General features: G+C 64.2%; 17 protein-coding genes. 9 read left to right on the top strand and 8 right to left on the bottom strand.

All coding sequences use genetic code 11. The features are described from left to right. The first annotated feature begins 13 nt into the window (after positions 1-13). Positions 14-898: a metallophosphoesterase family protein gene (locus SO139_RS35420; RefSeq protein WP_449380480.1), complete on the top strand. Its 885-nt coding sequence runs from the start codon at positions 14-16 to the stop codon at positions 896-898. Between the two features lie 72 nt (positions 899-970). On the opposite strand, the gene SO139_RS35415 is transcribed toward SO139_RS35420, so the two are convergent. The 3 genes from SO139_RS35415 to SO139_RS35405 form a co-directional block, all read right to left on the bottom strand. Beyond that, a complete protein-coding gene (locus SO139_RS35415; RefSeq protein ID WP_449380481.1) occupies positions 971-1,525 on the bottom strand; it encodes a hypothetical protein in 555 nt (184 codons plus the stop codon). Positions 1,526-1,774: 249 nt separating this feature from the next. Continuing rightward, complete coding sequence (locus SO139_RS35410) at positions 1,775-1,987, bottom strand: DUF4170 domain-containing protein (protein ID WP_283037129.1); 213 nt, start codon at positions 1,985-1,987, stop codon at positions 1,775-1,777. A gap of 23 nt (positions 1,988-2,010) precedes the next feature. Further along, the gene (locus SO139_RS35405; protein ID WP_449380482.1) at positions 2,011-3,642 is read right to left on the bottom strand and encodes an isocitrate lyase; all 1,632 of its coding nucleotides are present in this window, start codon (positions 3,640-3,642) and stop codon (positions 2,011-2,013) included. A 229-nt stretch (positions 3,643-3,871) separates the two neighbouring features. Here SO139_RS35405 and SO139_RS35400 point away from each other — a divergent pair, with 229 nt between their 5' ends. Continuing rightward, positions 3,872-5,317 carry a helix-turn-helix domain-containing protein gene (locus SO139_RS35400; RefSeq protein WP_498541465.1) on the top strand — a complete coding sequence of 482 codons (1,446 nt, stop codon included), beginning with the start codon at positions 3,872-3,874 and terminating at the stop codon, positions 5,315-5,317. Between the two features lie 189 nt (positions 5,318-5,506). Here SO139_RS35400 and SO139_RS35395 read toward each other — a convergent pair whose 3' ends face one another. Next, the gene (locus tag SO139_RS35395; protein WP_027522803.1) at positions 5,507-5,800 is read right to left on the bottom strand and encodes an antibiotic biosynthesis monooxygenase; all 294 of its coding nucleotides are present in this window, start codon (positions 5,798-5,800) and stop codon (positions 5,507-5,509) included. A 192-nt stretch (positions 5,801-5,992) separates the two neighbouring features. Between SO139_RS35395 and SO139_RS35390 the strand changes: the two genes are divergently transcribed. After that, positions 5,993-6,355 (top strand): hypothetical protein, encoded by a 363-nt coding sequence (locus tag SO139_RS35390; RefSeq protein ID WP_449380484.1) that lies wholly within the window; start codon positions 5,993-5,995, stop codon positions 6,353-6,355. Positions 6,356-6,365: 10 nt separating this feature from the next. On the opposite strand, the gene SO139_RS35385 is transcribed toward SO139_RS35390, so the two are convergent. Both SO139_RS35385 and htpX read right to left on the bottom strand, forming a co-directional pair. Further along, positions 6,366-7,007: a tetratricopeptide repeat protein gene (locus tag SO139_RS35385; RefSeq protein ID WP_449380485.1), complete on the bottom strand. Its 642-nt coding sequence runs from the start codon at positions 7,005-7,007 to the stop codon at positions 6,366-6,368. A gap of 582 nt (positions 7,008-7,589) precedes the next feature. Then, on the bottom strand, positions 7,590-8,525 hold the full coding sequence (gene htpX / locus SO139_RS35380) for a zinc metalloprotease HtpX (RefSeq protein ID WP_449380486.1): 936 nt from the start codon (positions 8,523-8,525) through the stop codon (positions 7,590-7,592). Between the two features lie 400 nt (positions 8,526-8,925). Here htpX and SO139_RS35375 point away from each other — a divergent pair, with 400 nt between their 5' ends. The 5 genes from SO139_RS35375 (at position 8,926) to SO139_RS35355 (ending at position 15,573) form a co-directional block, all read left to right on the top strand. Beyond that, complete coding sequence (locus tag SO139_RS35375; RefSeq protein WP_449380487.1) at positions 8,926-10,197, top strand: HlyD family secretion protein; 1,272 nt, start codon at positions 8,926-8,928, stop codon at positions 10,195-10,197. Continuing rightward, positions 10,194-12,128 carry a glycosyltransferase gene (locus tag SO139_RS35370; RefSeq protein ID WP_449380488.1) on the top strand — a complete coding sequence of 645 codons (1,935 nt, stop codon included), beginning with the start codon at positions 10,194-10,196 and terminating at the stop codon, positions 12,126-12,128. Before SO139_RS35375 ends, SO139_RS35370 begins: the two co-directional genes overlap by 4 nt. Before the next feature lie 80 nt (positions 12,129-12,208). After that, entirely contained in the window at positions 12,209-13,510 is a 1,302-nt protein-coding gene (locus tag SO139_RS35365) for a lytic murein transglycosylase (RefSeq protein ID WP_449380489.1), read from the top strand. Between the two features lie 257 nt (positions 13,511-13,767). Next, on the top strand, positions 13,768-14,271 hold the full coding sequence (locus tag SO139_RS35360; protein WP_449380490.1) for a DUF1993 domain-containing protein: 504 nt from the start codon (positions 13,768-13,770) through the stop codon (positions 14,269-14,271). Positions 14,272-14,469: 198 nt separating this feature from the next. Next, positions 14,470-15,573, top strand: a complete 1,104-nt coding sequence (locus SO139_RS35355; protein ID WP_449380491.1) for an alkene reductase — start codon at positions 14,470-14,472, stop codon at positions 15,571-15,573. Positions 15,574-15,753: 180 nt separating this feature from the next. Here SO139_RS35355 and SO139_RS35350 read toward each other — a convergent pair whose 3' ends face one another. After that, complete coding sequence (locus SO139_RS35350) at positions 15,754-16,797, bottom strand: aromatic ring-hydroxylating dioxygenase subunit alpha (RefSeq protein ID WP_498541464.1); 1,044 nt, start codon at positions 16,795-16,797, stop codon at positions 15,754-15,756. Positions 16,798-16,807: 10 nt separating this feature from the next. Further along, positions 16,808-18,010: an ABC transporter substrate-binding protein gene (locus SO139_RS35345; RefSeq protein ID WP_449380493.1), complete on the bottom strand. Its 1,203-nt coding sequence runs from the start codon at positions 18,008-18,010 to the stop codon at positions 16,808-16,810. A gap of 151 nt (positions 18,011-18,161) precedes the next feature. Here SO139_RS35345 and SO139_RS35340 point away from each other — a divergent pair, with 151 nt between their 5' ends. Beyond that, positions 18,162-18,869, top strand: coding sequence for a TetR family transcriptional regulator (locus tag SO139_RS35340; RefSeq protein WP_449380494.1), 708 nt, complete (start codon positions 18,162-18,164; stop codon positions 18,867-18,869). Positions 18,870-19,051 lie beyond the last annotated feature (182 nt).

Genomic DNA, 19,051 nt, shown 5'->3' with positions numbered 1-19,051 from the left:
AATCGCGCATCTGATGGCACCGTTCACACTCGCGCATCTGTCCGACCCGCATCTGGCGCCGCTGCCGAGGCCGCGGCTGATCGAGCTCGCGGGCAAGCGTGCGCTCGGCTACGCCAACTGGACACGCAACCGTCGCAAATACCAGCGCCGCGAGGTGCTCGACGCGCTGGTCACGGACATGAAGGCGCAAGGCCCCGACCACATCGCGGTGACGGGAGACCTCGTCAATCTGGCGCTCGAGGCCGAGTTCGCGCCGGCGCTGGCCTGGCTCGAAGGCGTCGGTCCGCCGGATCGCGTCACCGCGATCCCCGGCAATCACGACGCCTATGTCAGCGCGACACGCCAGCGCTTTGGCGAAACTTTCCTGGATTACATCGCTGGCGACGAGCCTGCGGCGAGCTTCTTTCCAGCCGTGCGGCGGCGCGGACCAGCGGCGCTGATCAGCCTGTCGACGGCGGTGCCGACGGCGCCCTTGATGGCGACGGGCACGCTCGGCGGCGACCAGCTCGCAGCGCTCGCAGAGGTGCTGGCGGGGCTTTCGAGCGAACATGTCTTTCGCGTTCTGCTCGTGCACCACCCCCTGAGGTCGAAGTCGCGCCACAAGCGGTTGACCGATTCGGATGCGTTGCTCGCGCTGATCAGGCAGCACGGCGTCGAGCTGATCCTGCACGGCCACGACCACGTGCATTCGACGATGTGGTTCGAGGGCCCCAACGGCAACGTGCCCGCGGTCGGCGTGCCGTCGGCCTCGGCGCTGGCGCATGGGCGCTACCCGGCGGCGGCGTATAATCTGTTCACCATCGAAAGGGACAACGCCGGCTGGCGCTGCGAGCAGACCGTGCGCAGCCTGGATCATGGGTTGGAGATTCGGCAAATCAAGCACGTGCGGCTGGTTTGAGGGGCACTGTCATTCCGGGGCGATGCGTGAGCATCGAACCCTGAATGACGAACAGAGAGATTTGCGTTCTCCTCACCAGCTCTGCAACGCCGCGAGCACGGCGACGCCGAACAGGGCGGCGGCGCCGAGGATGAAGCCGAAAACGAAGGGCCAGATGCGGGAGCGGCGTGGCTTCTCCGGCTCGGCCGCCTTGGACTCGGGCGGCACGACCATCGCGTGCTGGCGCTCGATCATGCGGCGAGCGACGTAATCCGTCACCGCATCGACGATGTCGGCCGTGTCGTGCGACTCGGCGAGGACGATACGGCCGAAGCGGGTATCCTGGACGAACCGATACATCCGCTTGTCGCGTCCCATCACGATGTGGGCAACGACGTCGATCCACAGCCGCGGCGTGTCGCCCTGGCTGATGCCACGGTCGAACAGGTCGATCTGCTCCGGCACCTGCACGAACAGGGGATCGAGCGCGTCGTTGAGGATCTCCAGCCGCGCCACCTCGGCATCGCGCAGGTCGACCACGACGCCGGTCCGGTCGGCGGCCTCGATCCGCGCCCGCAACAGCGCATCGCGCAGCCGCACGGTGCGCGGTTGAGGAACATTGGTCCCGGCGATCTCGGGCTCTGACATGGTTCGGCTCCTGGACGAGGTCCATTAACCTATCAGCAACCATGATCGCCGCAAAGGCCGTACAATTCCAGACACTTAAGGCGCTCGAGGGCGGTTTTCCACGTCCCAAAAACAGACGATCCCACCCGAGCCTGAGCCCGGATGGGACCGTCCGTCCTTGGACGTCTTCTTAATTGGTGCGGCAGCGAGCCTTTATTATTTGAGCATGATCTTTTCGGAAAACCGCTGCACACTTTTCCGAATCAAGCTCTAGGCTGCCGGAGCGCGGTGCGGTTCTTCCACGATGGAGAAGCGGACGCCGGCCTTGTGGCGGTTCTCTTCCGACACCTCACGCCAGCAGTCCTCGGCCTCTTTACGGGACTTGAAGGGGCCTTTGACCTGGGCCGAGCCTTCCACGAGCTTGTGGAAGTTCATCGAGCCGAACTCGCCGCCGATCACCCAGAAATTGCTGCCTTTGGTCATAGTCAGTCTCCTCAATTCCACCGTTAGCCGAACTGGTTCATCGTGTTGTGGGCGCCGCCCGCCTTCAGGGCAGCCTCGCCGGCGAAGTACTCCTTGTGGTCGTCGCCGATGTCGGAGCCGGCCATGTTCTGATGCTTCACGCAGGCGATACCCTGACGGATCTCGGCGCGCTGGACGTTCTTCACGTAGCCGAGCATGCCCTGCTCGCCGAAATACTCCCTGGCGAGATTGTCGGTGGACAGAGCGGCCGTGTGATAGGTCGGCAGCGTGATCAGATGGTGGAAGATGCCGGCGCGCTTGGCCGAATCCGCCTGGAAGGTGCGGATGCGATCGTCGGCTTCCTTCGCCAGCTCCGTGTCGTCGTACTCCGCCTTCATCAACTCGGCACGGTTGTATTTGCTGACGTCCTTGCCGGCTTCCTTCATCGCATCGTAGACCTGCCAACGGAAGTTGAGAGTCCAGTTGAAGGACGGCGAGTTGTTGTAGGCCAGCTTGGCGTTCGGGACGACCTTGCGGATCCGATCGACCATGCTGGCGATCTGCTCGATATGCGGCTTCTCGGTCTCGATCCACAACAGGTCAGCGCCGTTCTGCAGCGAAGTGATGCAGTCGAGCACGCAGCGATCTGCACCGGTGCCCGGGCGGAACTGATAGAGATTGGAGGGCAGCCGCTTCGGACGCATCATCTTGCCGTTCTGGTTGATGATGACATCGCCGTTGCGGGCGTTCGCCGCCGTGACTTCCTCGCAATCGAGGAAGCTGTTGTACTGATCGCCGATGTCGCCGGGCTTGTGGCTGACAGCGATCTGCTGCGTGAGGCCGGCGCCGAGCGAGTCGGTGCGGGTCACGATGATGCCGTCCTCGACCCCGAGTTCGAGGAAGGCGTGACGGCAAGCGCGGATCTTCGCCAGGAACACCTCGTGCGGCACTGTGACCTTGCCGTCCTGGTGGCCACACTGCTTCTCGTCCGAGACCTGGTTCTCGATCTGGAGCGCGCAGGCGCCCGCTTCGATCATCTTCTTGGCGAGCAGATAGGTCGCCTCGGCGTTGCCGAAGCCGGCGTCGATGTCGGCGATGACGGGGACGACATGGGTCTGGAAGTTGTCGATCTTCTCGATCAACTCCTTTTCCCTGGTCTTGTCGCCTTCCTTGCGCGCCTTGTCGAGGCTGCGGAAGATGTCGTTGAGCTCACGGGAGTCGGCCTGGCGCAGGAACGTGTAGAGCTCCTCGATCAGGGCCGGCACCGAGGTCTTCTCGTGCATCGACTGGTCGGGCAGCGGTCCGAACTCGGAGCGCAGCGCGGCGATCATCCAGCCCGAGAGGTACAGGTAGCGGCGATCGGTGGTGCCGAAGTGCTTCTTGACCGAGACCAGCTTCTGCTGGGCGATGAAGCCATGCCAGCATCCGAGCGACTGGGTGTACTTGGTGCTGTCAGCATCATAGGCCGCCATGTCGGCGCGCATAAGCGCCGCGGTGTAGCGGGCGACGTCGAGGCCGGTCTTGAAGCGGTTCTGCAGGCGCATGCGCGCGACGGCTTCGGCCGACACCCCGTTCCAGGTCGGCTTGGTCTTGAGGAGCGCCTCGGCCGCTTCGACTTCGCTCTGATACGAGGCCGGGCTCTGGAGGGTACTGATGCCGCGGGGCTGGTAGTTCATGTGCCTGATCCTTTCGTCGACGACGGCTGTGGCTAGCCATCGACAATCTTGACAGTGCATTGCGAAATGCGTGTCAGGAGCTAAACGCGAAAACTGAAACTTCGTATAGATGGCTTGTTTCTTATTGGTGATGTCATGTAACATCGGAACATGTAACAGATGTTATTTTGTAAAATTTGTAAAACATATAGGTCAATAAGACTGTCCTTAACGACTCTGGAGACTTAAGATGCCCGCCGATTCCGGGAAGAAACTGTTCGTCGGCCCACGCTTCCGGCGGATCCGACAGCAACTGGGGCTGTCGCAGACCCAGATCGCCGAGGGGCTCGGGATCTCGCCGAGCTACATCAACCTGATCGAGCGCAACCAGCGGCCGGTAACCGCACAGATTCTGTTGCGGCTGGCCGAGACCTACGACCTCGACCTGCGCGACCTTGCGACCGCCGACGAGGACCGCTTCTTCGCCGAGCTGAACGAGATCTTTTCCGATCCGCTGTTCCGCCAGATCGACGTCCCCAAGCAGGAGCTGCGCGATCTCGCCGAGCTCTGCCCCGGCGTCACCCACGCGCTGCAACGGCTCTACGCCGCCTATACCGAGGCGCGCCAGGGCGAGACGCTGGCCGCGGCGCAGATGGCCGACCGCGACGTCGGCACGCGCTATGAGGCCAATCCGGTCGAGCGCGTGCGCGAGCTGATCGAGGCCAACCGCAATTACTTTCCGGAGCTCGAGCAGGCCGCCGAAGCCCTGCGCGACGAGTTGAATGTCCCGGCCGAAGGGCTTTACGCCGCCCTCGTGACGCGGTTGCGCGAAAAGCATTCGGTTCAGACCCGGATCATGCCGGTCGACGTGATGCGCGAGACCTTGCGGCGCTTCGACCGCCATCGTCGCCAGCTCCTGATCTCCGAGCTCGTCGATCCGCCCGGCCGCGCATTCCAGCTTGCGTTCCAGCTCGGGCTCGGCGAATGCGCCCAGCATCTCGAAACCATCATCGGTCGCGCCGGGCCGCTGGACGATGCGCCGCGGCGTCTGTTCCGCATCACGCTCGGCAATTATTTCGCCGCCGCCGTGATGATGCCCTACCAGCCGTTCCTCGCGGCAGCCGATGCGCTGAACTACGACATCCACGTGCTGGCGCAGCGCTTCAATTCCGGCTTCGAGCAGGTCTGCCATCGCCTGACAACGTTGCAGAGGCCGAACGCACGCGGCATCCCCTTCTTCCTGCTCCGCGTCGATAATGCCGGCAACGTCTCAAAACGCTTCTCCTCCGGCACCTTCCCATTCTCGAAGTTCGGCGGCACGTGCCCCCTGTGGAACGTGCATTCGACCTTCGACACGCCGGACCGGCTTCTGAAGCAGGTGATCGAGCTGCCCGACGGCACGCGCTACTTCTCGATCGCGCAGATGGTGCGCCGGCCCGTGGCGCCCCACCCTCTGCCGCAGCCGCGCTTTGCCATTGGTCTCGGCTGCGAGATCCGCCACGCCTCGCGCCTCGTCTACGCCGCCGGCATGGATCTGGAGAAGGCCGAGGGCACGCCGATCGGCGTCAACTGCCGCCTCTGCGAGCGCGAAAACTGCGCCCAGCGCGCCGAGCCGCCGATCACGCGCACGCTGATTCTGGATGAGACGACGAGGCGGGTGTCGAGTTTCGCGTTCTCGAATGCACGGGAGTTGTGAGGGGCTGAGCGCGTTTGGCGGAAGCCATACGCCGACCGCTGTCATGCTCCGCGCAGGCGGGCATCCAGTACGCCGCGGCCTCTCGGTTCAATCACAGCCGTCTCGGCATACTGGATCGCCCGGTCAAGCCGGGCGATGACAGTTGAGAGTGCGGCCTGAGCGCGGCCCCTTCCCGACCGGTCCCAACTCCTACGCCAGCGTGTGCACGATCACCGGCCCGGCCGCAGCGCTGGCGTGGCCTGCGAGCAGCGGGCCCAGATCCTTCTCGATCCAGGCGATTGCGCGCCGGTTCGCCTCTTCCGCCTGCTCGAACTTGTCGAAGATGGAGATCGCGGTCACCGTGTCGTCGCCGGCATAGACCACGTAATAGGCGCGGAAGCCGTCGACATCGCTGATGATCGGAACGGCGCCTTCCTTGATGCGGCGCGCCAGCTCCTCCGCGCTCCCGCTTTTCGCCTTGGCCTGACGGATGGCGGCATACATGGGATCCTCCTTCCGGCTCGCTAATTGGGGGCGTGGTGCCCGGCGGCGATGTTACGCCGAAGCGCCGGGCCGATCCACGCCCTCGCGCGAAGTTGTGCAAGCGATCTGCCCGCCCCTTCACATTGTCGAGCGGATGCGGCATCTGCATAGTCGCGCGCAACAATCGTGACCGTTACGAAGAGGACAGAAGACATGGCGGACGCCGACCTGGATGTCGTGATCCGGCAGCTGGCAAGACAGCTCCACACGGGCCTGATGGCCCGCGCCAAGGAGCGGCGGGATCGCTTCAATACCCTCGCGGCCAAGGCCAAGGGCAAGGACGCCCGCGAGCGCTACAAGCTGATCGCGAAGAGCACCATGGAGCAGGCCACCACTGCGGCCAAGCGCCTCCAGATGTCCGCCGACAACGTCGCCGACAGCTACGCAAGGTCGATGCGCCTCGCGGCCAGCGCAGCCGCCGCGCAGACGGCCGAGACGAAGCAGCCGGCGGAGAAGAAGCCGGCGAAGGAAAAGCCGGCGGCCAAGAAGAAATCAGCAAAGAAGAAGACCAAGTAACTGCCCTGCCTCACCGCAGCGGGGCGGAGATGTGGGTCGGCCTTGGTTCGCCCAGCTCGTCGAGCTTGGCGCGGGCGAGCTGATGGGCGGCACCGTCGGGGCGCTCCGGAAGCGCGAGGACGGCTGCGAAATCGGCTCGGGCTTCCTGAGCTCGCCCGCTCGCGAGCAATGTGAGGCCGCGATTGAGGCGCGCGTCCGCATCATTGGGCGCAAGGCGGAGGGCGGTGTTGTAGCTCAGCATCGCGCGCTGGAGATCGCCCTTGGCCGCAAGCACTAGACCCCGCTCGGAATAGGATGCGGCGAGCTTCGGATCGAGCGCAATCGCCTGATCGTAGTCGGCGACCGCGTGGTCGAGTTCGCCGTTCTGCAGGTGGGCCCGGCCGCGGTCGCGGAAGATGGTGGCACGGTTCGGGTTGAGATGAACTGCCAGGTCGAAATCCGCGATCGCCCGTTTGGCGTCCCCGTGCCGCAGCGCGATGCGCCCGCGCCCCTCATAGGCGAAGGCGATCAGCGAGCCGCGGAACGGGCTGAAGCCGATCACGGCCGAGCAGACGTCCGGTTCGTTGGCATCGCCGCAATTGACGACGGTGTGCAACGACAATCCGACGAGAATGCCCGACACGATCAACAATGGTGCGGTTAATCTGGTCATCGCCGGCGGTCGCCGGCAACAGGCCGGCCACGCATCCCCTTTCAGACGCTTGAGGTCTGCACCGGTGTTAGCACCGGCAGGGACGATCTTATGTGCGCCAGCTCACAAAGCGGGCCACAATCGCAGGGTTGCGCTGGCCTTCAGGTCGCCCAGTCAGACGCCCACGAGAGCGCTCTCGTCAGCCACATTGCCAGCAGACAACACCAGCCAATAGCAGCAAGTGCGAAGGACGTCAGAAGGAGCGCGCCTTCCGCATTGACCAGAAAACCCTCGTGCGACGCTGCCTCGTCCCGCACGGCCCGGTTCATGTGCAACATGCGCACCTCCGGCAATTTCGTTTAAACAATTCTCTCGCTCGGCAAGCCATCCGGCCTGCCGACTCGCCAAAAAAAGCGAGTCGCATTGGTGTGAATCAATGCGAGCCGAAGCGCAAGAGTCCTTTTGGACAAGAAGGCTCGCAAAGCGCCTCCTGACGCTGAATTCGATCACCGTCAGCAATGCGACGTTGAATGGGCCGGTTTCGCGCATCAATTGTGGCGCCATCACGGCACAGCTGCGACGGCTGGACCAATTGGTGTCGGCTCATCCCCATGGTCCGCGCGAGGACGAGCGCCCCCATGGACTTTGCGGCACATAGTTTTCGTTGGCACCGAGCGATGGCGCCCCGTTCGCGCCGAGCTCGGCCGCGAGCTGCTGGAGCGCGTCGATGCGGTTCTGGGTCGAGGGATGGGTAGCAAAGAGACTGTCGACGCCGTGCCCCGACAGCGGGTTGATGATGAACATGTGCGCCGTCGCGGGATTGCGCTCGGCGTCGAGATTGGGCACCTGATGCGCGGCATTCTCGATCTTGACCAGCGCGGATGCGAGCCACATCGGCTGGCCGACGATGCGTCCGCCGAGATCGTCGGCGGCATATTCGCGGGTGCGGCTGATCGCCATCTGTACCAGCATTGCAGCGAGCGGCGCGAGGATCATCATCAGGATCGAGGCGACGATGCCGGGACCGGAATTGTTGTTGCGGTGGCCGCCGAAGAACATGCCGAACTGCGCCAGCATCGAGATCGCGCCCGCAACCGTTGCGGTGATGGTCATGAGCAGCGTGTCGTGGTTTTTGACGTGCGCAAGCTCATGCGCGATCACGCCGGCGAGCTCCTCGCGGCTGAGCTGATGCATCAAGCCGGCGGTGACGGCAACCGCGGCATTCTGCGGATTGCGACCGGTGGCAAACGCGTTGGGCTGCGCCTCGTCCATCACGAACACGCGCGGCATCGGTAGGCCCGCACGGCCAGCAAGCTCGGCGACGAGCCCGACCAGTTCCGGCGCGCTGGCGCGGTCGACCTCGTGGGCACCGTACATCGAGAGCACCATGCGGTCGGAGTTCCAGTAGGCGAAGAGATTGGTGGCCGCCGCGATCACCAGCGCGATCAGGGCACCTGCGGCGCCGCCGATGAGATAGCCGACGCCCATGAACAGGGCGGTCAGGCCTGCGAGGAGAATTGCCGTGCGAAGATAGTTCATGGTCGTCTCCGTCAGCCGGCCATGGGCAAGCCGTCAGCCGGCGCAATGGAAGTATGGATGCGCCGTCGTGCCGCAAGATAGGCCGCTGCGTCGGAGGGCCGCGGCGGGTGCAGGCAAGGTCAAATTCGGCACCCGTAAACCTTACCGCGCATTTGCACCAAAGCCCACGCCGAAGTTTACCCGTTGGAAAGGCAGCCGCCGCTTAATCGAGGACAACCGGGCACCCCAGGCCTGCCTGGGCATTACTCGGTTCCATTGCCACCAGTCAGCAAGGTGACTGCCTATGATGGACCGATCTCGAGCGATTTCCGCAAGCGATACATCTCCGCCCTCCGCGCGCGAGGCAGAAGGTGCCTCCGAAGCCAGGAATTCGGATGCAAGGAGTTCGGATGCCAGGAGCTTGCAGCAGACGCTGCAGGAACGCCTGTTTGCCGATGAGGAACATCCGCAGGAACCGGCCGTCCGGATGGAGGGCGCGGAGCCGGCGTCGCACTGGCGGTATTTGTGGCGGGGCTTGAAGATCGCAGCAGGCCTTGCCGTGATTGCGGTGTTCGGCTGGCTGCCGCTACGCGCCATGCTGCAGAACTCCAGCGTCGAAGCCGTGCTGAACTCCCGCCTCGTCACCCTGCGTGCGCCGATCGGTGGGCGCATCATCGCAGCCTCCGATCCCATCAAGGATCGGGCTCGGCTTGATGCCGGCGCGGTCGTGCTGCGCGTGGTCAACCCGCGCGGTGATCGTACGCGACTCGATGACCTCCGGCGGCAGAAATCGCGCCTGGAAAACGAGCGGCCGTCGCTTGCGGCCAAGCTGGCCACGGCACATGCAGCACAGCAGGACCTCGCGCGGCAGGCCGAGCAGTTCAAGAATGGACGCGTCCTGCAGCTCGAGGCACGCATCGCCGAGATCCAGACCTCGATCGAGGCAGCAGCGGCGCGGCGCGAGGAAGCGAGCGCAGCGGTGGATCGCGCCTCGTCATTGTCGAAATCCGGCAACATCTCCACGGTCGAGCTCGCCCGGCTGACGCGCGAGCTCTCGGTGGCGCAACAGACCGAGCTCGGTGCGCGCAAGCGGCTGGATGCGGCCAAGGTCGAGCTGACCGCGGCGCAAAGCGGCTCGTTCCTCGGCGACAGCTACAACGACCGGCCGAGCTCGGTGCAGCGCGAGGAGGAGATGCGCCAGCGTGCCAAGGACCTGGAAGCCGATCTGATGCGTATCGATACGGAGGTCGCCTGGCTTGCGAACGAGATCATCACGGAGGAGATCCGCTTCACCGATCTCTCCGAGGCCAACATCAAGACGCCGGTCACAGGCCGCGTCTGGGAGATGATGACCTCGCCGGGCGAGGATGTGCAGGCGGGCCAGCCGTTACTCAAGGTGCTCGATTGCAGCGGCGCCGTCATCACCGCCAACGTCACCGAGAGCGTCTATAACCGCCTGCAGCTTGGCGACCACGCCACCTTCGAGCCGAATGACGGCGGCGAGCCGATCTCCGGCACCGTTGTCAACCTGACCGGCTCGGCCGGTGCGCCCGCCAATCTCGCCATCAATCCCGATGCGCTGAACAAGGAGCCCTATCGGGTGACGGTGGCCCCGGCCGATGCGGCCGCCCGCGACTGCACGGTCGGCCGGACCGGGCGGGTCGTCTTTGGCCGGAACGAGACCACGCCATGATGGCGGCACTGGCGCCCGGCTTTCTCGCGCTCGGCGCCTTCATGGCGATGGTGCCACTTCTCAGGCGTGACAACACGCTGGCGCGCTCGCTTTTGACCGGCGTGTCATTCGTCCTCCTGCTGCGCTACTTCTACTGGCGCGTCACCAAGACCCTGCCTCCACCCGGGCTGACCGCGGATTTTTTCTTCGGCTATCCCTTCATGCTGGCCGAAGCGGCCTCGCTGGTCGCGGTCGCATTGTCGCTTCTGTTCCTCAGCCGCACCACCTGGCGCACCACCGAGGTCGATAGCCGCGCCACCGATCCGAAGGCGCCGCTGATCGACGTCTTCATCTGCACCTACAACGAGGAGCGATCGATCCTCGAGCGCACCATCATCGGCGCGACCGGAATGGAGTACGGCAATTACCGCGTCTGGGTGCTCGACGACGGACGCCGGCTGTGGCTACGGCACCTCGCGGGCGAACTCGGCTGCCACTATCTCACGCGTCCCGACAACCGCCATGCCAAGGCGGGCAACATCAACCACGCGCTGAGGCATGTCGGCGCTCTGCCGGAACGGCCGGACTTCATCGCCGTCCTCGATGCGGACTTCGTGCCGCGACCGGACTTTCTCGCGCGGACCATCAGCCTGATGGAGGACGCAACCGTCGGCGTGGTGCAGACGCCGCAGCATTTCATCAATCCCGATCCGATCCAGACCAACCTCGCCGCGTCAGACGTGTGGCCCGACGAGCAGCGCTTCTTCTTCGACATCCTGATGCCGGCCAAGGATGCCTGGGGCGTCGCCTTCTGCTGCGGGACCTCGTCCCTGATCCGCTATGCCGGGCTGATTCAGATCGGCGGTTTCCCGACGGACTCGGTGACGGAGGATTATCTCGTTACGTTGCGCCTGAAGGAGCGCGGCCTCAAGACCGTCTATCTCAATGAGCGGCTGACGATCGGGCTCGCGCCGGAAGGGCTGAAGGAATACATCACCCAGCGCGGCCGCTGGTGTCTCGGCTTCATGCAGATCGTGCGCGGCCGCAGCAGTCCGCTGTCGCGGACATCGAAGCTGACGCTCATCGACCGGCTCTCGCTGGTCGATGCCTTCATGAGCTGGACGACAGTCTACTTCGCCAAGATGTTCGGGCTGGTCGTGCCCTGGCTGTTCCTGCTGTTCGGAATCAAGGCGGTGCAGGCGGACCTCGCCGAACTCTTGCACTTCTTCCTTCCGTTCTATGTCTGGCATGGACTGACGATGGCCTGGCTGTCGCACGGCCGTTCGCTTGCCATGATGACGGATGTGTCGCAGCTCGTGGCGGCGCCCGCGGTGCTGAAGGCCGTCACCACGGGCCTGCTGAGGCCCAAGGGGCACAAGTTCAAGGTCACTGCCAAAGGCGGCGACCGCGACAAGAAATTCGTCGAATGGCCGCTGCTGCGGCTCTATGGCACCGCGCTTCTGATCACGCTCGCGTCAATCGGCTATGCCTTCATCCTGCATTTGCGCGGCGAGAGCATTGCCTATGGCGGCCTCGCGCTGGCCTGGAGCCTCTACAACGCGTTCATCCTCACCGTCGTCTGCTTCGTCTGCATCGAGCAGCCGCGCAAGCGCAAGGCCGAACGCTTCGTCCGCAACGAGGCCATCCTGTTGCGCCAGGGCGGCACGTCGCACCTCGCCCGACTTGCCGATATCTCGATCACCGGCGCGCGACTGATCGATCCCGCCCCACCTGCGATCGGCAGCGCGATCGAATGCCAGATCTATGGCCGTTCCATCGCCGCCACCGTGGTGCGGCGGACCACGGACGGCTTTGCCGTGCGGTTCGAAGAGGGCATGGACACGCGCGTGCACGCGGTCCGGGCGTTCTATGCCGGCGAATATGTGCGCGCCTATCGCGGCATCAAGGCGTTGCCCGTCGGGAAAGCCCTGATGTTGCGGTTGTTCGGCTAGCGGCAACGGGGTGGCGCGAGGCCGGCTCTTCACCTAAACTTCGAGAGATTCCTCTCGCCCTTCCCGCTGCCGGAAACCCTATGCTCCAGACCCGATTCGCGATCGCGGCCGTCACGCTGCTCGCACTCTCCGCTACCGCTTCCGCTCAGTTGTTGCCGCCCCCCGGAAAGCCAGCGGCGGCAAAGCCGGTAGCGCCCTCGCCGCGCGCGGCCTCGTGCCACAATGGTGCGAGCTTCGACCGCTTCCTGGCCGACGTGAAACAGCAGGCCATCGCCGCGGGCGTGTCGCAGCACGCGATCGCGGAAGCCTCGCCTTACCTCGTCTACGACCAGGGCATCGTCAACCGCGACCGCGGCCAGCGCGTGTTCGGTCAGCTCTTTACCGAATTCGCCGGCCGCATGGCCGCGACCTATCGCATGCAGAACGGCCAGCAGCACATCAGGCAATACGCTGCGGCGTTCGCGCGGGCCGAAAAGGAATACGGCGTGCCGCCGGCGGTGATCGCTGCGTTCTGGGGACTGGAGAGCGATTTCGGCGCCAACATGGGCAATCTGCCGACGCTGAAATCGCTGGTGTCGCTGGCCTATGACTGCCGCCGCTCGGAGATGTTCGTGGGCGAGACCATTGCGGCGCTCAAGGTGATCGACCGCGGCGATCTCACGCCCTCCGAGATGATCGGCTCCTGGGCGGGCGAGCTCGGGCAGACGCAGTTTCTGCCGACGCATTACGTCAACTACGCCGTCGACTATGACGGCGACGGAAGGCGCGATCTGCTCCGCAGCGGGCCGGACGTGATCGGCTCGACCGCGAACTACATCGCCAACGGGTTGAAGTGGCGGCGCGGCGAGCCGTGGCTGGAAGAGATCAAGGTGCCGGCAAGCTTGCCGTGGGAGCAGACTGACCTCTCGGTGCAGCAGCCGCGCTCGAAATGGGCGCAACTGGGCGTGACCTATCCCGATGGCCGGCCGCTGCCGAACGACAATCTCGCCGCCTCCGTGCTGCTGCCGATGGGGCGGACCGGGCCGGCCTTCATGGCCTATCCGAACTTCGCGGCCTACACCGAGTGGAATAATTCGCTGATCTATTCGACCACCGCCGGTTACCTCGCCTCGCGCATCGCGGGCGCGGCTCCCATGCGCAAGCCGGGGCAGCCGGTGGCGCAACTGCCGTTCAACGAGCTGAAGGAATTGCAGCAGCTCCTGGTGCGCGCCGGCTTCAACGTCGGCAAGGTCGACGGCGTGCTGGGCCAGCAGAGCCGCAGTGCCGTCAAGGCGATGCAGATCAAGTACGGCCTGCCCGCGGATTCCTGGCCGACGGCGGAGTTGCTCGCGCGCATGCGCGGTGGCACCGCGCAGGCACAGCCGGCGGGCGTGGTGCGGTAGGACTCTACTCGCAGTCATGCCCCGCAAATGTTTAGTCCGGGGACATGGCTGACACCTGTTCGGACACATCGCTGACAGGTTGGCCATTGGTCAAGCCGGGCGATGACGGCTGGAGAGAGCCGCACGAATGCATCGCAAGTCTATGCGGTAGAATTTTTGGCCTGCAGTTGGGGATTCGGCGATTGTATTCTGCTGCGATGCTCCCATCTCTTGGGACCAGGATACTTCCTGACGTCCCAACGAGAAGAGAGCATCACATGTCCTTTTATGACGCCGTCGTCCCAGCCTATCTGCAGATGCTGAACAGCCTCACGGGCCTGCTCGCCAAGGCGGAGGCCCATTGCGCGGCGAAAAAGATCGAGCCCGGCGTGCTGATCGGATCGCGGCTTTTTCCGGACATGCTGCCGTTCGGCAAGCAGATCCAGCTCGTCAGCGACTTCGCGGCCAAGGGCTGCGCGCGGCTCACGCACACAGAGGTGCCGTCGATGCCGGACACCGAGACGACGTTCGCAGAATTGAAACAGCGGCTGGCCAGGACGATCGACTTCGTGAAGGCGTTCAAGCCCGAGCAGTTCGAAGGCGCCGATGCCAAGGAAGTGACCTTCCCTGCCGGTCCCGACCGCACCGTGACGCTCAAGGGGCAGCAATTTTTCAGCTCGGTCTCGCTGCCGAACTTCTATTTCCATGCCGCGACCGCGCACGGGATTTTGCGCCACAATGGTGTCGAGATCGGCAAGCGCGATTTCCTCGGCATGACCTGAGATTTGCGATCCATTTTTTCCGCGGCACGGAGATCAACTCCGCTGCCGCGGACGAATTTGCAGAAAAACTCATCTCTTTAGGCATCTTCACCGACCCTTCGCGCAGCTCGCCTGCGCTTTCGGAATGGCTCCGCCCTTGCACGGGGTGTGGCGATGCACAAGTGTTCACCCACCCGTCCACTGCTGGAAAACATTCCCATGAGCCATCCGACCAAATTGTTTGAGCCCTATAAGCTTGGCCCGATCTCGCTGGCCAACCGCTTCGTGATGGCGCCCCTGACGCGCAATCGCGCAGCGCCCGGGACTTTCGTGCCGAGCCTGCTTGCGGCCGACTACTACGGTCAGCGCGCCTCCGCCGGGCTCCTCGTCACCGAAGCAAGCCAGATCTCCCAGCAGGGCCAGGGTTATCAGGACACGCCCGGCATCTACTCGAAAGACCAGGTCGCCGGCTGGCGCAAGGTGACCGATCGCGTGCATGAGCGCGGCGGGCGCATCTTCATCCAGCTCTGGCATGTCGGGCGCATCTCGCACACCGCGCTGCAGGCGAATGGCGGCGCGCCGGTCGCGCCAAGCGCGATCCGCGCAAAGGGCAAGACCTTCGTCAACGGCACCTTCGCCGACGTTTCCGAGCCGCGCGCACTCGAGCTCGCCGAAATTCCAGGGATCATCGACGATTTCAAGCGCGCCACGAAGAATGCGCTGGAGGCCGGCTTCGACGGCGTCGAGATCCATGGCGCCAATGGCTATCTGCTCGACCAGTTCGCGAAAGACGGCGCCAACAAGCGAACCGACGCTTACGGCGGCTCGATCGAGAACCGCGCGAAGCTGATGCTGGAGGTCTCGAAAGCCGTCGCCGCCGAAGCGGGCGCCGATCGTACCGGCATCCGCATCTCGCCGGTGACGCCGGCGAACGACATCTCCGATTCGAATCCGCAGGCGCTGTTCGACCACATCGTCGACGGGCTCAATGCGCTCAAGCTCGTCTATCTGCACGTCGTCGAAGGCGCGACCGGCGGCCCGCGCGACTTCGCGCCGTTCGACTATTTGGACCTGCGCAAGCGCTTCTCCGGCACCTACATCGCCAACAACGGTTATGATTTCGAGCTGGCGACGAAGGTGCTCGAAACCGGCGCTGCCGACCTCATTGCGTTCGGCAAGCCGTTCATCTCCAACCCCGACCTCGTCGAGCGGTTGAAGAAAAACGCGCCGCTCAACGACTGGGACAAGAACACGTTCTATGGCGGCGGCGCCAAGGGCTACACGGATTACCCGACGCTGGAAGCCGCCGACGCGGCGGAGTAGCGTTCGCTTGCACCCCATCCTCCGTCGTTGCGAGGAGCAAAGCGACGAAGCAATCCAGACTGCCGCGGAAAGACCCTGGATTGCTTCGCTTCGCTCGCAATGACGATGTGGTTGCAGGGTGCGCTCGCAGGAAAGAAAAAAGGCCGGGATCGCTCCCGGCCCGCTTGCGCTGCTTTCCGCTTACGCCGATGCGCGGGTTTCTGCTTCACCTGCCACCATCCGCTCGACGATACGGCGCATGCGTTGAGGAGCGGCGTCGATGGCGAGACGGATGGGCTTGGCGTTGGGCCGCGCCTGCGCGACCTCCTCGATGCGCTCCAGGATTTCCTTGTCCTCATTGAAGGCGATCCGGAAATCCGCGTGTAGGCGCTGATCGACGTCGGTATCGTCAGGCGCGAAGTTGCGGACGTGCAGCCAGTGGTCGATGCAGATCCTGTCATCGACGGGCGTAATGAAATGGCAGGCGAAGATCCGCAATCCCTTGCCGCGGTCCTCGGGATTGGCGATCGCGCCGGCATCGGCACTGCCGAAATCGATCACCGCGATGCAAGGCGCGACGTAATCATAGTAGTGCCAGCGATCGACATGTCCGCGGAAATTGCCGTACTTGGCAAACAATGGAATCGGTGGCGCATTCCGGATCCAGCGCCAAACCAGCACGCCGGTCTCGCTGAACGTATGTTCGACCGGAATGTCCTCGCTCGCGGAATTGCCGAGTGTCGAGAGGTGCACGAAGCTAACATGGGCGGGGTCGCAGAGGTTGTCGGCGAGGTTGAGATAGTTGGTCCCGATCCGTAGCGCGTCGCCCTCCGCCGCGTGCCAGCCGGGCTGGGCGAACTGCGGCAGGTCATAGATCAGCGAGGGGGCCGCCCGGCTGGGGTCGCCGGGCCAGATCCAGACCAGGCCCATCTTCTCCCGAAGCGGATAGGACGGAACGCGCGCATTCGGCGGAATCACCGGCTGGCCGGGAATGCGGATGCAACGGCCGTCCGAACCGAAGGTCATGCCATGATAGCCGCACTCGATGGCATCGCCCTTGAGCTTTCCCATCGACAGCGGAGCCAATCGGTGCGGACAGGCATCGTCGAGCGCAACGACGTCGCCGGCCTCGCTTCGATAGACCACGAGGTCCATGCCGAGAATGCGGTGGCGCGACAGCTTGCGCGTCACGTTGCGCGACCAGGTGAGCGGGTACCAAATGTTGCGCGGAGCGAGCAGGGTCATGGGACGGCCCCTAGTTCTTCAGCTTGGCGAGCACTTCGGTATCGGTCGGCTGGTACTCGGCGCCATCGACATAGCGCCAGTCGACCATCACGCCCTGGCCGTCACGCACGGCGAGCTTGCCGATATAGACCCCCATGGTCGATTGATGATCGATCGCGCGGAAGGCAATCGGGCCGACGGGCGTATCGAGCTTGAGGTGCTCCATGGCCTTGATCAAATCGTCGGGCTTGGTCGAGCCGGCGGTCTCGATCGCCTGCGCCAGCACCAGCGTATTGATGTAGCCGATGAGAGCGCCAATGTTCGGCGGTTCCTTGAAGCGGTCGAGATAGGCTTTCAGGAACGCGTCATGCGCCGGGGTCTTGATTTCGCTCCAGGGATAGCCGGTGACCAGCCATCCGGCCGGTGCTTCGTCCTTTAGCGGTGCAAGATACTCGGGTTCGCCCGTGAGAAGGCTCACGACCGGCCGGTTGGCGAAGGCGCTGCGCGTTGCCCCCTCGCGTACGAGCTTGGCGAGATCGGGTCCGAATGTCGCGTTGAAGATCGCCTCCGGATTGTCCGCGGTCATCGCCTGCACGACGGCGCCGGCGTCAATCTTGCCAAGCGGCGGCCACTGTTCGGAGACGAACTCGACGTCGGGTCTCAGGCGCTTCAATTCGCGCTTGAAGCTCGCGACGGCCGCCTGGCCGAACTCGTAATTTGGTGCAATCGTCGCCCAGCGCCGCGCCGGGAACTTGGCGGCTTCCTGGGCCAGGATGGATGCCTGCGTATACGTGCTCGGCCGCAGCCTGAACGTATAGCGATTGCCCTTCTCCCAGATCAGCGCGTCGGTTAGCGGCTGCGAGGCGAGAAAGAACATCTGCTTCTGTCTGGCAAAGTCGGCCACCGCGAGCCCGATATGAGACAGGATCGTCCCGGTCAGAAGCTCGACCTGCTCGGCGTCGACGAGTTGCCCGGCCTGCGTGATGGCAACGTCGGGCTTGCCGGCGTCGTCACGGGCGATGATCTGGAGCTTGCGGCCGAGAGCGCCGCCCTTGCCGTTGATCTGATCGCGGGCGAGCTCCCAGCCCTGTCGGTAACCGCGCGTTCCGATCGGCAGCGCCGAATAGCTCGATATCTCGCCGATCCTGATGGGAGGCAGCTCTGCGGCCGGCGCGCCCGATACGGCTGCCAGCCACCCAAGTACGACCAGTTTCACTGCACCTGACAGCCGCATGCGTCCTCCGTGACGGGACCAGTGAATGTATGTAGTACTTACTACATAACGAACACCCGCCCTGCCGGATTGTCAACGGGCAAAAAAGCGGCGGGACTTGCCAAAAAGCAGGCAGACCTCATCCTGCCGGTTGTGATTCCGAGGGTCCGCAATGGCGAATGAAACTGATGTGTCCAGGCGCGAGCCGGCTTCGCGGGTCAAGGCGGGTGCCCGCCGCAGGACGCCGGCGAAACCCGGCCGGCGGACACGCACGCCCGATCAGACGCGCGAGTCCCTGCTGCGCGCGGCGGTCGCCGAGTTCGCCCGCGAGGGCTATGGCGGTGCACGCGTCGACCGCATCAGCAAGGCAGCCAAGAGCAACGACCGCATGCTCTATTACTACTTCAAGAGCAAGGAGAAGCTGTTCCATCAGGTCATCGAGCACTGCTACGCCGACCTCGTCGCGCGCGAGGAAGCGCTCGAGCTCGACTTGTCGCGGCCGCGCGAGGCACTCGCCGCGCTGGTCGCGTTCAACTGGAACTACTACTGGGAGCACCCGGAGCTACTCAGCATCCTGGCGTCGGAGAACCTGTTCAAAGGACGTCACGTCAAGAACAACATCCGCCGAAGCTTTGCCAACTCCCAACTCGATATGCTGGGTCGCCTGATCGAAAGCGGCAGCAGCCGTGGCGAGTTCAGGCCGGACTGCGACCGCTTCCACCTCTATTTGTCGATCCTGTCGCTCACCTATTTCTACCGCGCCAATCTCTACACGCTGTCGAACTATATGCAGATCGACCTCGCCGAGGATGAACGACGGAGCGCGTGGCTCGCGCATGTGCAGGCGGTGATCGAGGACATGGTGCGGCGACGGGAGTGACGGTGCTACGGGCCCAGCGATGGCAGCGAAAATCCAGTCCGCGTGTCCCACAACTTCGTCACTGCGAGCGCAGCGAAGCAATCCAGACTCTCGCCGCGGAAAGACTCTGGATTGCTCACATGGGGAGTTGGTGTGTCAAGGTGGTTGGTCAGCTCTTTGTTCGATTGCAGGCCAGCTCTTCG

The sequence above is a fragment of the Bradyrhizobium sp. UFLA05-89 genome (genome assembly GCF_059803475.1).
This window is presented reverse-complemented; position numbering and strand designations above follow the sequence as displayed.